Source organism: Ralstonia sp. ASV6 (assembly GCF_016429285.1).
Classification (GTDB): domain Bacteria; phylum Pseudomonadota; class Gammaproteobacteria; order Burkholderiales; family Burkholderiaceae; genus Ralstonia; species Ralstonia flaminis.
In genome coordinates this window covers 1-17,522 of the sequence record NZ_JAELUI010000114.1, presented here as the reverse complement: position 1 = coordinate 17,522, position 17,522 = coordinate 1, and the positions used below count along the sequence as shown (strand labels likewise).

General features: G+C 65.1%; 15 protein-coding genes. 11 read left to right on the top strand and 4 right to left on the bottom strand.

All coding sequences use genetic code 11. The features are described 5' to 3' along the window. From JHD73_RS20280 to cheZ, 6 genes are all read left to right on the top strand, one after another. Positions 1-1,417 (top strand): methyl-accepting chemotaxis protein (locus JHD73_RS20280; protein WP_199032022.1); only part of this gene is annotated, 1,417 nt, incomplete at its 5' end. 117 nt (positions 1,418-1,534) lie between these two features. Beyond that, on the top strand, positions 1,535-2,425 hold the full coding sequence (locus tag JHD73_RS20275; protein WP_199032021.1) for a CheR family methyltransferase: 891 nt from the start codon (positions 1,535-1,537) through the stop codon (positions 2,423-2,425). A gap of 89 nt (positions 2,426-2,514) precedes the next feature. Further along, entirely contained in the window at positions 2,515-3,132 is a 618-nt protein-coding gene (gene cheD, locus JHD73_RS20270; RefSeq protein WP_039598565.1) for a chemoreceptor glutamine deamidase CheD, read from the top strand. Between the two features lie 23 nt (positions 3,133-3,155). Then, a complete protein-coding gene (locus tag JHD73_RS20265; protein ID WP_199032020.1) occupies positions 3,156-4,283 on the top strand; it encodes a chemotaxis response regulator protein-glutamate methylesterase in 1,128 nt (375 codons plus the stop codon). Between the two features lie 216 nt (positions 4,284-4,499). Then, on the top strand, positions 4,500-4,901 hold the full coding sequence (gene cheY, locus JHD73_RS20260) for a chemotaxis response regulator CheY (protein ID WP_021192836.1): 402 nt from the start codon (positions 4,500-4,502) through the stop codon (positions 4,899-4,901). Next, a complete protein-coding gene (gene cheZ, locus JHD73_RS20255; protein WP_199032019.1) occupies positions 4,901-5,575 on the top strand; it encodes a protein phosphatase CheZ in 675 nt (224 codons plus the stop codon). Before cheY ends, cheZ begins: the two co-directional genes overlap by 1 nt. A gap of 87 nt (positions 5,576-5,662) precedes the next feature. Here the strand turns inward: cheZ and JHD73_RS20250 are convergent, their stop codons facing one another. The 4 genes from JHD73_RS20250 to JHD73_RS20235 form a co-directional block, all read right to left on the bottom strand. Beyond that, positions 5,663-6,751: a formylglycine-generating enzyme family protein gene (locus JHD73_RS20250; RefSeq protein ID WP_233177075.1), complete on the bottom strand. Its 1,089-nt coding sequence runs from the start codon at positions 6,749-6,751 to the stop codon at positions 5,663-5,665. Continuing rightward, on the bottom strand, positions 6,751-8,736 hold the full coding sequence (locus JHD73_RS20245; protein ID WP_199032018.1) for an arylsulfatase: 1,986 nt from the start codon (positions 8,734-8,736) through the stop codon (positions 6,751-6,753). Before JHD73_RS20245 ends, JHD73_RS20250 begins: the two co-directional genes overlap by 1 nt. 163 nt (positions 8,737-8,899) lie before the next feature. Further along, positions 8,900-9,673: a hypothetical protein gene (locus tag JHD73_RS20240; RefSeq protein ID WP_199032023.1), complete on the bottom strand. Its 774-nt coding sequence runs from the start codon at positions 9,671-9,673 to the stop codon at positions 8,900-8,902. Positions 9,674-9,722: 49 nt separating this feature from the next. After that, positions 9,723-10,313 (bottom strand): hypothetical protein, encoded by a 591-nt coding sequence (locus JHD73_RS20235; protein ID WP_199032017.1) that lies wholly within the window; start codon positions 10,311-10,313, stop codon positions 9,723-9,725. A gap of 264 nt (positions 10,314-10,577) precedes the next feature. Between JHD73_RS20235 and flhB the strand changes: the two genes are divergently transcribed. The 5 genes from flhB to JHD73_RS20210 form a co-directional block, all read left to right on the top strand. Then, positions 10,578-11,741, top strand: coding sequence for a flagellar biosynthesis protein FlhB (flhB, locus tag JHD73_RS20230; RefSeq protein ID WP_199032016.1), 1,164 nt, complete (start codon positions 10,578-10,580; stop codon positions 11,739-11,741). Between the two features lie 488 nt (positions 11,742-12,229). After that, positions 12,230-14,329: a flagellar biosynthesis protein FlhA gene (flhA, locus tag JHD73_RS20225; RefSeq protein WP_199032015.1), complete on the top strand. Its 2,100-nt coding sequence runs from the start codon at positions 12,230-12,232 to the stop codon at positions 14,327-14,329. Continuing rightward, positions 14,326-16,179: a flagellar biosynthesis protein FlhF gene (gene flhF / locus JHD73_RS20220; protein WP_199032014.1), complete on the top strand. Its 1,854-nt coding sequence runs from the start codon at positions 14,326-14,328 to the stop codon at positions 16,177-16,179. Before flhA ends, flhF begins: the two co-directional genes overlap by 4 nt. A 17-nt stretch (positions 16,180-16,196) precedes the next feature. Then, positions 16,197-16,988 carry a MinD/ParA family protein gene (locus JHD73_RS20215; RefSeq protein ID WP_199032013.1) on the top strand — a complete coding sequence of 264 codons (792 nt, stop codon included), beginning with the start codon at positions 16,197-16,199 and terminating at the stop codon, positions 16,986-16,988. An 8-nt stretch (positions 16,989-16,996) separates the two neighbouring features. Then, a partial coding sequence (locus JHD73_RS20210; protein ID WP_269848295.1) for a sigma-70 family RNA polymerase sigma factor occupies positions 16,997-17,522 on the top strand: 526 nt, incomplete at its 3' end.

Here is a 17,522-nt window from a genome sequence, read left to right as displayed (position 1 = left end):
GATGGTCAAGCGCGTGGAGGACGTCTCTGCGGCGTCTACCGCCCGCGCCCGTGAAGATGCGCAACGCTCGCGCCTGTTGATGATCGTGATGGCGGGTGTGGGCGCCGTGCTGGGCATTGTGCTGGGCATCGTCATCGCACGCCGGCTGTCGCGCCAGCTGGGCGGTGAGCCGTCATACGCCGCCGACGTTGCCCGCCGCATTGCCGCAGGGGATCTGGCTGTGCAGGTGCAAACCCGCCCCGGCGATCGGGACAGCATGCTCTTCGCCATGTCGCAGATGCAGCAGCAGCTGACTGGCACCATCAGCAACATCAAGAGCTCGGCGGATTCAATTGCCAGTGCCACCAAGCAGATCGCAGCAGGCAATGCCGATCTTTCCCAACGCACCGAAGAGCAGGCCAGCTCGCTGGAGGAAACCGCCTCCAGCATGGAAGAGCTGACCAGCATCGTGAAGCAGAACGCCGACAACGCCCGTCAGGCCAGCGCACTGGCCGGCAGCGCATCGGACATTGCCGTCAAGGGCGGCCAGGTGGTGGGCCGCGTGATCGAAACGATGTCGGGCATCAACGCCAGCAGCAAGAAGATTGCGGACATCATCGGCGTGATCGAGGGCATCGCCTTCCAGACCAACATCCTGGCGCTGAACGCCGCCGTGGAAGCCGCCCGTGCAGGTGAGCAGGGGCGCGGCTTCGCCGTGGTGGCGGGGGAGGTGCGCAGCCTCGCGCAGCGCTCGGCCACGGCAGCCAAGGAAATCAAGGAGCTGATCGGCGATTCCGTCGGCCGCGTACGCAACGGCTCCGCCCTGGTGACGGAGGCGGGCGGGGTGATCGAAGAGGTGGTGGTGGCCGTCAAGCGCGTGACGGACATCATGGGCGAGATTTCTGCGGCATCGGATGAGCAAAGCTCCGGCATCGAGCAGGTCAACCAGGCCGTCAATCAGATGGACGAAGTGACCCAACAGAATGCTGCGCTGGTCGAGCAGGCGGCTGCCGCTGCGCTGTCGCTGGAAGAGCAGGCGCAACTGCTGCGCACCGCAGTATCGGCGTTCCGTACGGACGAGTCTGCTGAACTGGCGGCACCCGTGGTGCCACATCTGCCGGCCGAGCCTGCCAAGCCTGCAGTGCGCAGTGAGGTTCACCCGGGGGGCAAGACGCAGGTTGTGCGTTCCGTGGCCCGCGCGATTGCTTCTCGCAAATCGGGGCAAGCGGCCAAGACGGCGCCGGCTGCGGTGGCTGCTGACGCTTCGGCCCCAGCCGAAGCACCCGCCGTTGCGCTGGATCAAGGCGGAAAAGCGCCCCAGGAAGCACATTCTTCGGTTGCACCCGTGGTGGCAGCCGCAGTTTCGGTGGCCGTTGCAGCACCAGCCCTCAAGCTGTCCGCTGCTTCTGCCGATGATGATGAATGGAGCACCTTCTGACGCCAGCACCTCGCCAGCATTACCAGCAACATCTGCGGCGTGGCACCAGAAGCCCGGTGCCCGCCAATCGACTGAAAGCGGGCGCCAAGACTCGCGCAATTACGGGGTAGTTATTCAATGGCACAAACGGCACAAACCTTGGCGCCAGTTTCGCCGACGCTCGCGTCGCGTGAGTTTTCGTTTACCGCGGCAGATTTCGCCCGCATTCGCGACCTGATCTATCGCCGCGTCGGCATTTCGCTGTCCGACCGCAAGAGCGAGATGGTCTACAGCCGCTTGGCTCGCCGCCTGCGCGTGGTCAACCTCGGCTCGTTCCGCGAGTACCTGGATGCGCTGGAACACGGCCACCTGCCTGATGAGTGGGAAGCCTTTACCAACGCGCTCACCACCAACCTGACCGCATTCTTCCGCGAGCAGCATCACTTTCCGCTCCTGGCCGAGCACGCCAAGGCCAAGCGCACGCCGTTTACCGTGTGGTGCTCGGCCTCGTCGACCGGCGAGGAGCCGTACTCGATCGCCATTACCCTGGCCGAGACGTTTGGCACGATGTCGCCGGGCCAGGTGAGCGTGGTCGCGTCCGATGTGGATACCAATGCACTGGCGCGTGCCCGCGCCGGCATCTATCCGATGGAGCGCGTCGCGGCGCTGTCCTCCGATCGCCTGAAAAAGTATTTCCTGCGCGGCACCGGCAAGCAGGAGGGCTACGCACGTGTGCGCCCCGAGCTGCAGGCCATGATCGACTTCCGCCAGATCAACCTGCTCGACCGTGATTGGCCGTTACAGCAGAAGTTTGACGTGATCTTCTGCCGCAACGTGATGATCTATTTCGATAAGCCCACGCAGGCCAAGATCCTCGAGCACTTCATTGACGTGATGAAGCCCGACGGCCTGCTGTTTGCCGGCCATTCGGAGAGCTTCCTGCAGGTGACCCGCGCGTGGTCGCTGCGCGGCAAGACCGTGTACGAAATCGCGCCTGAACTGCGCGCGAAGATGACGGGGGCGAAATGATCGAACTCGGCAAGAAAGCAAACGCACACGCAACCTTGCGCACCGCCGCCGACACCGTGCGCAGCGACAGCGGCATGACCGTCGGTGCCATGGCCACGCTCGCGCAATCGGCTGCCAGCACGCACGCCTACTACGACACCACCTTCAGCCGCCGTGCCATGAAGGTGCTGCCCGGCGAGTACTACGTCACCACTGAAGACCTGATGCTGGTAACGGTGCTCGGCTCGTGCGTCTCGGCCTGCGTGCGCGACAAGATTCTCGGTATTGGCGGGATGAACCACTTCATGCTGCCCTCGCGCAACGAGGGGGAATCGATCCTGTCGCCCTCCATGCGCTATGGCACGCACGCCATGGAAGTGCTGCTCAACCAGCTCTACAAGGCCGGTGCCCGGCGCGAGCACCTGGAGATCAAGGTGTTTGGCGGCGCCGCCGTCCTGGCCGGCATGAGCACGCTGGACGTGGGCGAGCGCAACGGCAAGTTCGTGCTCGAATTCCTGCGCAACGAAGGGCTGGCGGTGGCCGCCAAGGACCTCTTCGACGTGCATCCGCGCAAGGTGTACTTCGTGCCGTCCACCGGCCAGATCATGGTGCGCAAGCTGCGCTCGCAAAGCTCCGCCGCCGAGCTGGACAGCGAAGCCCAATACGCCAGCAAGCTGTCGAAGTCCATTGCGACGAAGCCCACTTCGCGCCTGCAACTGTTTACGTAATTCCTGACCTTGCCCCCGAAAATATGAACGACAAACGCAAGATTCAGGTGCTGTGCATCGACGATTCCGCACTGATCCGCAGCATCCTGAAGGAGATCATCAACAGCCAGCCCGACATGGAGGTGGTGGGCGTGGCGCCGGACCCGATCATCGCGCGCGACCTCATCAAACAGACCAATCCGGATGTGCTGACGCTGGACGTCGAAATGCCGAAGATGGACGGCCTCGACTTCCTGGAAAAGCTCATGCGCCTGCGCCCGACGCCGGTGGTCATGATCTCCTCGCTGACCGAGCGCGGCTCAGAAGCCACGCTGCGTGCGCTGGAGCTGGGCGCGGTGGACTTCGTTGCCAAGCCCAAGCTGGGCATGCGCGACGGCATGAACGAATACGCCGACCAGATTGCCGACAAGATTCGTGCGGCGGCACGTGCGCGGCTGCGCCCGCGTACGGCGGCGCCCGCGGCCCACGCAACCGCTGCATCCCACGGCGCACACGTTCGCGCGGAGCACGCGCCTGCTGCCCCGGTGGCGCCGGCACAGGCCCGTACCCATTTCTCGTCGACGGAAAAGCTCATCATCGTGGGCGCGTCCACCGGCGGCACCGAGGCCATCAAGGATTTCCTGCTGGAAATGCCGCCTGATTGCCCCGGCATCCTGATCGTGCAGCACATGCCGGCGGGGTTCACCACCTCGTTTGCCAAGCGGCTCGATGGCCTGTGCCGCATCCGCGTGAAAGAAGCCGTGCACGGTGAACGTGTGCTGCCCGGCCACGCCTATATTGCCCCGGGCGACATGCACCTGTCGCTAGGCCGCAGCGGCGCCAACTACGTCACCGAGCTGGACCAGGGGCCGCCGGTCAACCGGCACCGCCCGGCGGTGGACGTGCTGTTCCGATCGGCAGCGCGCAACGCCGGGGCCAACGCGCTGGGCGTGATCCTGACAGGCATGGGTAAGGATGGCGCGGCCGGCATGCTGGAAATGCGCAACGCGGGCGCGTATAACGTCGCCCAGGACGAGGCCTCGTGCGTGGTCTACGGCATGCCCAAGGAAGCCGTGGCCCACGGCGGCGTGCACGAAGTCCTGCCGCTGTCGCAGATCGGCCCGCACGTGCTGGCCAAGCTGTCTGCACACGGTCGTGTGACGCGTGTGTAACTGGCACGATCCTGGCCCTGTGATGCACGCCGTACAACGTGTACGGCCGTGCTTCCCGGGCCAACCCCGGGTTGCCGGCTACGGATCGTGAACGGGTTCTCGCCCGCGAGGGGCCTGCCGATCAGGTCTGTGCTCAAGAATTGGCTCCAGGCGCCGATAACTCTGCCTAGGAAGCCCGAAACCCCCCAATTCAGTTAGTTTGCGGAGATTGTGTCCATGGACAAGAGCCAGTACCGATTCCTCGTCGTCGACGATTTCCCGACGATGCGCCGGATCGTGCGTAACCTGCTCAAGGAACTCGGTTTTGCCAACGTCGACGAGGCCGAAGACGGCGCCGCCGGCCTGGCCAAGGTCAAGGAAGGCCGTTTCGATTTCGTGATCTCGGACTGGAACATGCCCAACATGGATGGCCTGCAGATGCTGCAGAGCATCCGAGGCGACGCCAACCCGGTCATCAGTAAGCTGCCGGTGCTGATGGTGACGGCCGAAGCCAAGAAGGAAAACATCATTGCTGCCGCCCAGGCTGGCGCCAACGGCTACGTGGTCAAGCCCTTTACCGCTGCCACGCTGGACGAAAAGCTGGGCAAGATTTTCGAGAAGATCGAAAAGGGGGCGTGATGAGCGAGATGCATGATGGCGCGCATTCCGGCACCCAAGCGCCAGCCACCGAAGGTGTGGATCACGCCGACATGCCGGAGATGCTCCAGCGCATCGGCCACCTCACGCGCATGTTGCGTGAAAGCATGCGCGAGCTGGGCCTGGACAAAGGTGTGGAGAAGGCTGCATCGGCCATTCCCGACGCGCGTGACCGCCTGAACTACATCGCCAACATGACCGAGCAGGCGGCCACCCGCGTGCTCAACGCCATCGATGCGGCACGCCCCGTGCAAGACGCGCTGGAATCCGACGCCGAGGCGCTGGTCAACCGCTGGCAATCGTGGATGGACCGCCAACTGGGCGATGAGGAAATCCGCGAGCTGGTCGGCCAGACCAACGGCTTCTTGCGCAGCGTTCCGGAAAAGACGCGCGACACCAACCAGCAGCTCATGGAAATCCTGATGGCTCAGGATTTTCAGGATCTGACCGGCCAGGTGATCAAGAAGGTGCTGGATGTCGTGCAACTGATCGAAAGTCAGTTGGTTGGCATCCTGTTGGAGAACGCGCCTGAGCATCTGCGCACGGAAGCATCGTCGACGTCGCTGCTGAATGGCCCGCAGATCAACCCGGACCACCCGGACGTGGTCGGTAGCCAGGAACAGGTGGACGACCTGTTGGAAAGCCTCGGCTTCTGAGATCGGGTGACGAATCGGCTGCCAAGGCTCCCCGTTTGCTGCCAGCGCCCGCCACTTTGGCGGGCGTTTTCGTTTCCGGGGCCGTACTCAGTCGCGCAGAATCGTCCGGAACCCGATGTGCGCAGCAGGCAGGTCGGCCTCCTGCGCCTCACGCGCCGAGGCCCGATAGCGCACGCAAAAATCCGGTGAGCACAGGAACGAGCCCCCCTTGATCACCGTCGGCCGGTTCGGCTGGTTGCTGTTCTGGCCGAAGCGCTGTGGCTGGTCCAACACAGCCACCGCACGGGTGTCGCCATTTGCGTGCGACTGATGCGGGCCGGTGTAGGCATCGCGCGTCCATTCCCACACGTTGCCGATCATGTCGTACAGCGCGAAGCCGTTGGCGGCATAGCAGCCGACCGGGCCAATGCCGGCGTGGCCGTCCTCCGCCGTGTCGAGCACGGGGAAGATGCCCTGCCAGTAGTTGGCGCCGGGTTTGCCATTGCCGTCTCGCGGAGCCGTCTCCAGGTCGGCACCGTCCTGCCCGGCCTTGCCGGCGTATTCCCATTCCGCTTCGGTGGGCAGGTCGCGGCCGAGCCAGTGTGCGTAGGCCAGCGCATCGGCTTGGGTGACACGCGTTACGGGCTGGTTATCGACATCGATGAGCTTGCTGTCCGGCCCGGTCGGGTGTCGCCAGTCCGCGCCCTTCACCCAGCGCCACCACGCGTACGGGCGCGCCTGCAGTTCTGCCGTGTCCGGCACGTGGAAGACCACCGCGCCACCCTGGCGCTCGGCGTCGGTCACGTACCCGGTGGTAGCGACGAAGGTGGCGAACTGCGCGTTGGTCACCTCGGTCTGGTCGATCCAGAAGCCGCTCACGCGTGTCTTGCTGGCGCCCTGGGCGGGGCGCTCGTCCGGATAGCCGAGCGTGGTGCCGAAGGTGAAGCTCCCGCTGCTCACATGCACCATGCCGGCCCGCGTGTCCTGGCGCCAGCCGGGTGGCAACCCGGCGTAGCGGCCACAGGCATCCACCGTGCCCAGCGGCAGGCGCGGTGCGGTATGCGCGCTGACCACGTTGGCCGCGCGTGCCGCCATGTTGCCGCCGGCCGGATGCAGCAGCACGACGCAGGCTGCCGCCAGCGCCGCGCCCGCCAGCACCCAGCGCACGCGCTTGCGAAGGTTGACGCTGGCACCCATCAGTAGAACCCGCGCGGGCGCAGTGGCTCCACACCGCCAACGCTGCGCATGTAGTCCTGCCATTGCTGGTACAGCGTGGCCGCCACATCCGGATATTGCGCGGATACGTCTGTCGTCTCGCCGCGGTCCTTGGAGATATCGAAGAGCTGCCAGTGACCATCCGCAACGCCCAGCGGGGGTTCAGTCCACAGCGCTTTCCAGCGGCCGTCAGCACTGCGCAGGTAGGCGCGGCCGTACGACTCGTCACCGAAGGGCTGGGTGTGGATCGGGCCAGCATCGGCGGACTGTTTGATCGACGCCAGCAGCGACACCCCTGTCACCGGATACACCGCGCGGTTGCCGTATTGCACCTTGCCCTTGTTCTGGTCGACACCGTTGCCATCCACGGCCGGTTGCGCCGGTGTACTGGGCGGTGCGATGCCGGCCACGGCCAGGAAGGTGGCGGTGTTGTCCGTCACGTGCGTAAAACGCGTGATGGGCGGCAGCGCCTGCGTCTGGCCCGGCAGGCGCACGATGGCCGGCACGGAAACACCGCCTTCAGCCGCATGCCCCTTGACCAGATTGAACGGCGTGGCGCTCACCTCGGCCCAGCGCAGGCCGTATTGCAGGCGTTGTGCGTTGGCCTGGCCGTTGTCGGTGCCGAGCTTGGAGTAGACCGGGTCGGTGGCGTTGGCTTCATCCGTGGCTTTCGGGTCGGCGCCCGAGTCGATCGGCCAGCCTTCCGCACCGTTGTCCGACTGGAACATGATGAAGGTGTTGTCGTACTCGCCAATGTCTTTCAGGTGCTGGATCAGCAGGCCGATGTTGTAGTCGAGGTTCTCGACCATGCCGGCGTAGATCTCCATGTAGCGCGCCTGCGCCTTGCGCTCCAGCGGCGTGAGGTCGCTCCACTTCTTGTTGACGTAGCCGGGGCCGTAGTCGGTATAGCCCTGCGCGGGGCCGTGGTTGGCGTTGATGTAGCGCGCGTTGGCCGTGCCGTTGTTGGGCGAGGCGGGCGAGCGCGCGGTCGTGCCGGGCAGGCCGGCAAACGGGGTGAAGTCGGCCGGGATTAGCCCCGCCGCCTTCTGTCGCGCAATGCGTGCGTTGCGGATGGCGTCGTAGCCCGCGTCATAGCGGCCGGCGTACTTGTGCAGCCACGGGTCCGGCACCTGCAGCGGCCAGTGCGGCGAGGTGTAGGCCGCATAGGCGAAGAACGGCTTGCCGTCGCCCTTGTGCGAATCGATGTAGCTGATCAGCTTTTGCGTGTAGAAATCCGTCGAATAGAACACTGCCGGGCTGCCGCCGGTGCCACCCGGTTGCCCAGGCTGGCCGGGCTGCACGTAGACGCCGTCTTCCGTGTAGTTCTTGGCGTTGGCGTTCTCATGCCCGAAGTGGTTGCTGGCCGCGCCCGGCAGCAGCGCATACGAGCGCTCAAAGCCCCATTGGTCGGGTGTCTTGCCCAGGTTGGCGGCGCTGCCCGGAATACCGTTGCCCAGGTGCCACTTGCCGGCCATGTAGGTGTGATAACCGCCGTCCTTGAGCAGTTGCGCAACCGACAGCGAGCGGTCGTTCAGATACCCCTCGTAGCCCGGCAGGCCGGCGCGCTCGTCGTTGGGCGCGCCCATGGTGCCTTCGCCGACGAGGTGGTGATCGGTGCCCGAGATGAGCATCGCGCGCGTGATGGCACAGACGGTGCCGGCGTGATGGTTGGTCAGCAGCCGGCCCGATTGCACCAGCGCATCGAGGTTGGGTGTGTCGATCTCCCCGCCCATGGCGTGGATGTCGGAATAGCCGAGGTCGTCGGCCATGATGTAGAGGATGTTGGGCTTGCGCGCAGGCGTGGTGGGCTGCGTGGGCGTGCTGCTGTCGGCCACGGTTCCGGCAGATGTACCGGGCGGCGAATCACTGCCGCAGGCAGTGAGTGTGGCAATGGCGCCAGCAAGCAGCGCAGCCAGCGCACGTTGATGCAAGGGCAAGGCAGGGGAGATGGCTCGGTCGGGTGACATGACGGTTGGTCCGTTCTGGTTTGAAAAGAACGGGTCATGCTATGGACGCGCCCTGCATAAGGCCACGAAGTTTTCCGCAGGTCGATATGACGCCGTGAGCGTCTTGCTGCTGCGGTGCAGGCGTGCGGCGCGATTGCGAACCGCACGTCTGCTCAGTCCTGCGTCAGTTGCGGGCCTGCTGGGACACCTGCGACACGATCTGCCCCGCCGCGCTGTAGCTCGTGTTCATGTAGATCTTCGAGAACGAGTGCCCCAGCGCATCCGACAGCGGGTGCCAGCCGATCGAGTAGTTGGCGGGCAGCACCGTCTGCACCAGGCTCAATGCGCCGATCACCGTATCGGAATGCGACGTCAGATAGGTCGACCCCGGCAGTTGATAGCGCGCCGCATTCCCCACGTTGACCGCGCTGATCCTGCCTTGCGCCTGGTCCGGCCCCGTCACCAGCAGGTTGATCTCGAAGTTGGTGTACAGCGTGCCCTGCGAATGGCCGACCAGCACGACCTTGCGCTGCGCCTTCAGATAGTTGCGGTACTGGTTCAGGTGGTCCGGCAGTTCCGGAATGTCGTTCTTCGTGAGGATGTCGATGTACTTCTGCTGCAGCGTCGCATTCATGCCGCTGGCCGGCAGGCTGTTACCGTCGATGGCGCGCCAGAAATCGGCCGGGCTCGACCCTTCCACGGCCTTCTGCTTGAACACCTGGTAGATGTCACTGAAGAACCCCTGCGTGGCGTTGTACGCGTTGCCGTAGAGGTAGGTGTTGTTCTTGTCGCGCGCATTGAGCTGGGTCTTGAGCACCTGCATGTTGGCCACCGCATCATCAAACGTGGTGTTGATGCCGTTGACGAACACGATGGCAGATCCGGGCGCGGCCGAGATGGCACTCAGTGGCGCGGCAAGCAGCGAACCGGCGAGCACGATGGTGGCAAGTCTCTTCATCTTCATGCAGCAGTCTCCTTGGTGGCGTGGGTGAAGTCAGGCGGGAAACTCAGTTCGGCAGCGCGGCCGGATCGAAACTGCACGAGGCGGCGCCGGGGTCGTCGAAGTACTGGCCGCCTGCCAGCGCCTGGAAGCGCAGGTAGGCCGTTGTGTCGCTGTCGTTGTCGAGCATGACCGCGCGTGCTGCCTTGATGCGGTCGAGCATCGTCTGCTGGTCGATGCCGGTTCTGGCGAGCACGCCGGGGCCCAGCGCGCAGGCGATGCCCTTGGCGATTTCGTTACCAGCCAGCTTGGCGTCCTGCGGGCCGCGCACGTCGTTGACGGCTTGGCTCCAGCCGTAGGCGATCTGCATGAGGGCCTGGCGCGTGGCGGCGGAATTGGGGTATTCGCGGGCGAGGTAGTCGGTAAAGCGGGGCGGCAGTGGGCGCTCGGGAGGCGGCGGTGGCTTGTATGCGGGGGCGGCCTGCGGTGGTGGCGTGCCGGCAGGGGCCGGGGCGGGCGAGGGCGGCGTGGCCGCAGCGGCTTGTCTTGGCGGATCGGCCGGCTGAGCATCAGCGGCATCGGCCGAAAACAGCCGCACCCCTGCAAAGACCAGTACTGCCGCCGCCAGGATGGCCCCGGCCTTGAACTGCCACCGCATATCCGCTCCTGCATGATGAGGTTGGACTGCCCGACATACCCGTACCGCGCGTGCCACGGCGCACGTGGCTGCGGCGCATGGTAGCGGCCAGGGCAAGGTGTTTGGTTAGGCCAGTGTTACCAAACAGTTGTTTGGAGGTTTGCGCGGTGGCGGACGGTCATTTCATGGAAAAAGCCTGTCTGAGACGGTGTTCTCTGCGCTTTAGCGGGCGCCTGTTGCCGGAATAATGCGACCGTCCAGTCATCCATCTCTCGCACGCCCGGCATGTCCGACGATAGCGATCTCGAAAAAACCGAAGCCGCCTCTGCGCGGCGCCTCGAGCAGGCGCGCGAAGAGGGCGACGTTCCCAAATCAAGGGAACTGGGTTCGTTCGCCCTGATGGCCGTCAGTGCCGGCGGGCTGTGGGTGATGGGCGAGTCGATCGTGCGCGCAGCGTCGGCGTTTCTGGCGCGCTGTCTGGAATTCCACCGCTACGACTACACCCGGGCGCAGGACCAGTGGACCTACATCGGCACACAGTTCACGCCGCTGGCCACGGTGCTGGGCGGGTTGATCCTCATGCTGATCGTGGCTGCGCTCACGCCGCTGGCGCTCACGCGCGGGGCGATTTCGTTCAAGCCGCTGGAGCTGGACATCTCGCGCCTGTTCAAGCTGCAGGGCCTGACGCGCATGTTTTCAGTGGAAGGGCTGCTGGAGCTGCCCCGGCTGCTGCTCAAGCTCGCGTTGGTGGGCGGCGTCGCCTGGGGGCTGATCCTGCATTACCGGGGGGAGTTCATGGAACTGCCCCAGCAGGACCTGCGCACTGCCATGGGCGATGTCATGCACGTGGCCGGTGTGGCGTTTCTCTGCATGGCCGCGGTGATGCTGCTGGTGGCCGCCGTGGATGTGCCGCTGGCGCTATGGCAATACGCCCGCAAGCACCGGATGACCAAGGAAGAAGTGCGCAAGGAGCACCGTGAGTCTGAGGGGGATCCGCACCTCAAGGGGCGCATTCGCGCGATGCAGCGCCAGGCGGCCACGCGCCGCATGATGGCCGACGTGCCCAAGGCCGACGTGATCGTCACCAACCCGGTCCACTACGCCGTGGCGCTGCGCTATTCCGAGAAAGAGGGCGGCGCGCCGCGCGTGCTGGCCAAGGGCGCCGATCTGGTGGCGGCCAAGATCCGCGAGCTGGGCACCGAGCACAAGATTCCCATCCTGGAAGCGCCGCCGCTGGCCCGTGCGCTGTACCGCCATACCGAGATCGGCCACCAGATTCCCGAGGCGCTTTACGCTGCCGTGGCGGAAGTCCTGGCCTATGTCTACCAGTTGCGCCGTATGCATCAGGTGGGCGGCCGTGCGCCGAAACGTCCGACCGACCTGCCGGTGCCCGCCGATATGGACCCGGGGCCACGACCCGGACCGGACGACGAGCAGGACGAGGCCTGAGCTTCCGTTTCTGTCGCGCTGTCTGGGGCGGGGGCTTGAACAGCCGAGTGCGGGGCTTCAACCTCCGAGTCTGCACCTATTAGGTGCATCAATGGACCTGCGACCTCCGACGCCGGACCTTTCGAGGTCCGATGCCGCCTCTTTTTTGTCCACCTTCGTACGTTTTACCTCCAGCGCCGGGGCTTTGAGGTCCGAGAACGGACCTTGGCCGGTGCGCCGCCGGAGCTTGGAGGTCCGCGCACGGACCAAAAGGGGGCGTGGCCGCAGCTCAAAGGTCCGCCGGCGGACCTTTGAGGCCCAGCGCGGATTCTCCGTCATGCGGCCCCGGGATAGGGCTGGGCGGCGCCGCTGACGGCTTCCGCACCCCCCGGCGGGAGGGTATTTCAAAGAAAAGCCGCCTTTTGGGCGGCTTTCTCGCTTCTTCGATTTGGCGGCACCCCCGGCAAGATGGCATCCATCGAAAAGCCCCCCGCTTCCCGTACCTCCAGATGAACGCCGCACTGCTCCGAGTCTCCAGCTTCCTGCGCCAGGGCGACTACCGCTCGGCCGCCGGCCCGGTGCTGATCATCCTGATCCTGGCGATGATGGTGCTGCCGCTGCCGCCGTTCATCCTCGACCTGCTGTTCACGTTCAACATCGCGCTGTCGATCATCGTGCTGCTGATCAGCATGCACACGCTGCGGCCGCTGGATTTCTCGTCGTTCCCCAGCATTCTGCTGATCACCACGTTGATGCGGCTGTCGCTCAACGTGGCGTCCACCCGCGTGGTGCTGATGGAAGGCCACACCGGCCCGGACGCCGCCGGCAAGGTGATCGAAGCCTTCGGTCACTTCCTGGTGGGCGGCAACTACACCGTCGGTATCGTGCTGTTTGTCATCCTGGTGATCATCAACTTCATGGTGATCAGCAAGGGCGCGGGCCGGATCGCCGAGGTCAGCGCGCGCTTCACGCTCGATGCCATGCCCGGCAAGCAGATGGCGATTGACGCCGACCTGAACGCCGGCCTGATCCGCGAAGACGAAGCCCGCAAGCGCCGCACCACGATCGCCCAGGAAGCCGAATTCTTCGGCTCCATGGACGGTGCCAGCAAATTCGTGCGTGGCGACTCGGTGGCCGGTATTGCCATTCTGCTGATCAACATCATCGGCGGCCTGGCCGTGGGCGTGCTCCAGCACAACATGGACATTGGCCACGCCGCGACCAACTACACGCTGCTGACCATCGGCGACGGCCTGGTCGCGCAGATTCCGGCGCTAGTGATCTCCACCGCGGCGGGCATCATGGTCAGCCGCGTCTCCACCGACAAGGACATCGGCCAGCAACTGTCGACCGAGCTGTTCGGCATGCCCACGGTACTGCTGACCACTGCCGGTGTGATCGGCTTGCTGGGTTTGGTGCCGGGCATGCCGCACATCCCGTTCATTCTGTTTGGCGGCGGTCTGGGCTACCTGGGCTGGTATTTGAAGAAGCGCCGCGAGATTCCCGAGCCGGAACCGGTGCTGCAGGCCATCGCCCCCGTCGATACGCCCGAGGCAAGCTGGGACGACGTCTCCTGGGTCGATGTGCTGGGCCTGGAGATCGGCTACCGCCTGATTCCGCTGGTCGACAAGAGCCAGGACGGCGAGCTGCTGCGCCGCATCAAGGGCATCCGCAAGAAATTCACGCAGGACATGGGCTTCCTGGCGCCGGTTGTGCACATTCGCGACAACCTGGAGCTGGGCCCGTCGTCGTACCGCATCACGCTCAAGGGCGTGGAGATCGGCAGCGGCGAGGTGCAGCAGGGCAAGTTCCTGGCCATCAACCCAGGCGGTCAGGAGGGGCATGGTGGGCGGTTGGGCACGCAACTGCCGGGCACCCCCACCGTCGACCCGACCTTCGGTCTGCCGGCCATGTGGATCACCGCCGATGTGCGCGATCGCGCGCAAGCCGAGGGCTATACGGTGGTCGATTGCAGCACGGTCATCGCCACGCACGTCAATCAGTTGATTTACACCCATAGCACCGAGCTTCTCGGCCGTTTGGAAGTGCAGCAGTTGCTCGATCATTTGGCCAAGGAAGCACCGAAGCTGGTCGAAGACGTTGTGCCCAAGCTGTTGCCCGTCGCGACCGTGCAGAAGGTGCTGCAGAACCTGCTGGACGAAGGCCTGCACATCCGCGATATCCGCACCATCGTCGAGACGCTGGCGGAGCACGGAGGCAAGACGCAAGACCCCGCCGAACTCACCGCCGCTGTGCGGATCGCGCTGGGTCGGGCAATCGCACAGCATCTGTTTCCGACCAAGAACGAAATGCAGGTCGTCACGCTCGACCCGAATCTGGAGAACATCTTGCTGCAAAGCATTGTTGGCGGAAACGCCGGCCCGATCGAACCGCAACTGGCCGACTCGCTCATGCAGGCCGCCGCGGATTCTTCGCGCCAATACGAACAGATGGGCCAGACGGGCGTCCTGCTCGTGCCGCCCGCGCTGCGCCCGATGCTGGCCCGCTTGTTCAAGCGCGCCGCACCCAGCCTGCGCGTGCTGTCACACGCTGAAATTCCAGATCACCGAACGATTAAGGTTGTCGCCATGCTTGGAGGCCGCGCATGAAAATGCATCGATTCACCGGACTGACGTCGCGCGACGTGTTGCGTAAAGTGCGCGACCAGTTGGGCGACGACGCGCTGATCCTCTCGAACCGCGCCGTGCCGGGCGGCATCGAAGTCATCGCCGCTTCCGATACCCACCTGGATGCGCTGGTCGATACCCACTCGACCGCGCCGAGGGCCGCACAACGCCGCCCGAGTATGCCGGCTCCGATTCCGGAGCCCGCACCAGTGGCCGAGGCCGCCGCTCAGGCACCCGCAGAGCCGCAGGCACCGGTGCAAGCCGAGGCGGGGGCTGAAGCATCGCCCGCACCCAATGCGCTGGCCCGTCTGCGCAACCGCTTTGCCGCAGCGCGCCGTGTCGCCGTTGCCCACGCGCCGGCACAGGAAGAGGCCCCTGCCGCACCGGTTGCCGGCCGCAAGCTGCAAGCACGCGTGGATGATGATGTTGTGCTCGGCGAATCGGAAACGCTGCTGGGTGTGGATCCGCTGGTGGCCTCCACCCGCATGCTGGCAGGCCTCTCGCTGGATCGCGCCAATGAAGATGCTGCGCAGACGCTGGCCAGCACGGCCCAGTTCATCGCCCGCCGCACCGTCGTGCCGGAAGACGAGCCTGTCGAACAGACGATGCACCCGGCCGCCCGGGCAAGTGCGCAGGCAGACCAGCCGACCACGCTGCGCTCGTTTGCCGAGCGTGTGGAAGCCCAGGCGCGTGCAGTGCGCGCCGAGCAGCAGATTGCCCGCCCGCAACCGCAGGTTGAGACCGCCAAGCCGGCCGACATCTTCGTCCGCATGGAGGATTCGATGCCCAAACCTGACGCCGAGCGCGACGACGTGAGCCTGCAGCGTTCGACCATTAAGGCCGACATCAAGGCTGAAACCGATGCCATGACCCGCCGCATGGTGGGTGAAATCGAAACGCTCAAGAGCACGCTGACCGACGCAATGTCGAGCCTGGCCTCGCTGGGTGTGAAGCTGGGCGATCCGGTGCGCACGCGTCTGTTCCAGACCATGCTGAACGCGGGCTTCTCGGCGCAGCTCACGCGCTACGTGCTGGAGAACATGCCGCAGCACGACACGTATGACGGTGCGCTGGACTTCGTGCAGCGTGCCATTGAAAAGAACCTGACCACCGTGTCGGATGAAAACAGCCTGCTCGACCAGGGCGGCGTGTTTGCCCTGATGGGCCCGACCGGCGTGGGCAAGACCACCACCACCGCCAAGCTGGCTGCGCGCTTCGTACTGCGCCACGGCGCTTCGCGCGTGGCACTGCTGTCGACTGACAGCTACCGGATCGGTGGTCACGAACAACTGCGCATCTACGGCAAGATCCTTGGCGTCTCGGTGCATGCCGTGAAAGACGCGCAAGACCTGAGCCTGGCGCTCAACGATCTGCGCGAAAAGCACGTGGTGCTGATCGACACCATTGGTATGAGCCAGCGCGATCGCGCGGTGTCCGAGCAGATGGCAATGCTGCATGCCGTGGGCCCGTCGATCAAGCGCCTGCTGCTGCTGAACGCCGCAAGCAACGGCAAGACGCTCGATGAGGTGGTGAGCGCCTACCGCGATGCCAACCTGGCCGGCTGCATCCTGACCAAGATCGACGAGGCCGCATCGGTGGGCCACGCGATGGACGTGATGATCCGCCGCCGCCTGCCGCTGCACTACGTGTCGTACGGCCAGCGCGTGCCGGAGGACATTGCAGTACCGAACAAGAAGCTGCTGATCCATCGCAGCTTCCGTGCAAGTGCCGAGCAATCGTCGTTCGCGCTGGATTCGGATGAATCGCTGCTGGTGGCGCAAGGCGCCGCACGCAGCCGCGAACCGGGCCTGGCCGCTTTCGATTTCGCATAAAGAACAAAGAGGGGACCATGACGACCCCATTCGCCAAGGACCAGGCCGCCGGGCTGCGCCGCATGCTCGGCCAGGTGGCAAGCCGCCGTGTGCTGGTGATCGGTGCAGAGGAGCAGATCGACGACTTTGTCGACAACCTGCGCATTGCACTGTCCGCCATGGGCCGCGACGCCGCTGTGGTGAGCGCGCAGACCATGCTGGCCGTGGCCGGCATGCTCGAGCAGCACGACAGCAGTGCCGACGTGACGCTGGTGGCCGGGCATTTCGGCACCCGCGCGCTGGGCACGGTGGCCGAAGCCTGCGACGACGTACTGCTGGTTTTCTCCGATGGCCCGGAAGGTATTAAGAGCGCGTACACGCTGCTCAAGAAGACCGCAGGGCTGCAGGGCGGCGCGGGTATCCGCACGGTGGTCTGCGGCGCGCATTCGGTCGACTCCGCTGTGCGCGTGTTCGGCAACCTGGCCAACACGGTGGGGCAGTACCTGAACACCCGTATCGACTTTGCAGGTTATCTGCCGGAAGACCGGCATGTAGAACTGGCGCTCTCGCTCGGCAAGCCCGTGGCGAGCGCGTTTCCCGCATCGCCCTCGGCCATGGCCTTCCGCCAGCTTGCCGAAGAGATGCTGAGCTGGGCCAGCGCCGAGGCCCAGGCCGCTGATGTCGCCGGTAGCACGGCGGCGTCGCGGGTGATGGTATCGGCGCAAGAACCGACTCAGGCAACGGCAGATGCGTCGGCAGAAGCAACGTCAATATCGGCACCCCCAGCGACGCCCCGCGCCTGTGCGCACGCGGCTGAGATGGTTTATTGAGGCGCACCATGAACGAAGCGCCAAAGGCAGGCATGGATATGTACACCGCAACCGGTCGCAAGACCAAGTCCGACGAGATGGCGACGTATGCACCGCTGGTACGCCGCATTGCCAACCAGATGATGGTGAAGCTGCCGGCCAGCGTCGAACTCGACGATCTGATCCAGGCCGGCATGATGGGCTTGCTCGATGCGCTGTCGCGCTATGAAGAAACGCAGGGCGTGCAGTTCGAGTTCTACGCTGCCCAGCGGATTCGCGGCGCGATCCTGGACGAGCTGCGTGGCTCCGACTGGCTGCCGCGTGGGCTGCGTCGCAATGCCCGCACGATCGAGCAGGCGATCCAGAAGCTGCAGCAGCAGAAGGGGCGCGCGCCCACCGAAACCGAGATTGCCGCCGCGCTGAACATGTGTAAGCGTCCGGCGATACCACCTTGCCAGTCGAACTGCGTTGTGAGTGAGAGTATCTTCAGCGCGCCAGGCGCCAATTGTGAGGAAGCAGCTCGTCAATGCGGCTGTTCAGGTGGGTTGGCAGTCG

Coding starts and splice junctions, on each gene's coding strand:
- JHD73_RS20275 (WP_199032021.1), top strand. CDS start 1,535: ATGGCACAAACGGCACAAACCTTGGCGCCAGTTTCGCCGACGCTCGCG.
- cheD (WP_039598565.1), top strand. CDS start 2,515: ATGGCCACGCTCGCGCAATCGGCTGCCAGCACGCACGCCTACTACGAC.
- JHD73_RS20265 (WP_199032020.1), top strand. CDS start 3,156: ATGAACGACAAACGCAAGATTCAGGTGCTGTGCATCGACGATTCCGCA.
- cheY (WP_021192836.1), top strand. CDS start 4,500: ATGGACAAGAGCCAGTACCGATTCCTCGTCGTCGACGATTTCCCGACG.
- cheZ (WP_199032019.1), top strand. CDS start 4,901: ATGAGCGAGATGCATGATGGCGCGCATTCCGGCACCCAAGCGCCAGCC.
- JHD73_RS20250 (WP_233177075.1), bottom strand. CDS start 6,751: ATGGGTGCCAGCGTCAACCTTCGCAAGCGCGTGCGCTGGGTGCTGGCG.
- JHD73_RS20245 (WP_199032018.1), bottom strand. CDS start 8,736: ATGTCACCCGACCGAGCCATCTCCCCTGCCTTGCCCTTGCATCAACGT.
- JHD73_RS20240 (WP_199032023.1), bottom strand. CDS start 9,673: ATGAAGAGACTTGCCACCATCGTGCTCGCCGGTTCGCTGCTTGCCGCG.
- JHD73_RS20235 (WP_199032017.1), bottom strand. CDS start 10,313: ATGCGGTGGCAGTTCAAGGCCGGGGCCATCCTGGCGGCGGCAGTACTG.
- flhB (WP_199032016.1), top strand. CDS start 10,578: ATGTCCGACGATAGCGATCTCGAAAAAACCGAAGCCGCCTCTGCGCGG.
- flhA (WP_199032015.1), top strand. CDS start 12,230: ATGAACGCCGCACTGCTCCGAGTCTCCAGCTTCCTGCGCCAGGGCGAC.
- flhF (WP_199032014.1), top strand. CDS start 14,326: ATGAAAATGCATCGATTCACCGGACTGACGTCGCGCGACGTGTTGCGT.
- JHD73_RS20215 (WP_199032013.1), top strand. CDS start 16,197: ATGACGACCCCATTCGCCAAGGACCAGGCCGCCGGGCTGCGCCGCATG.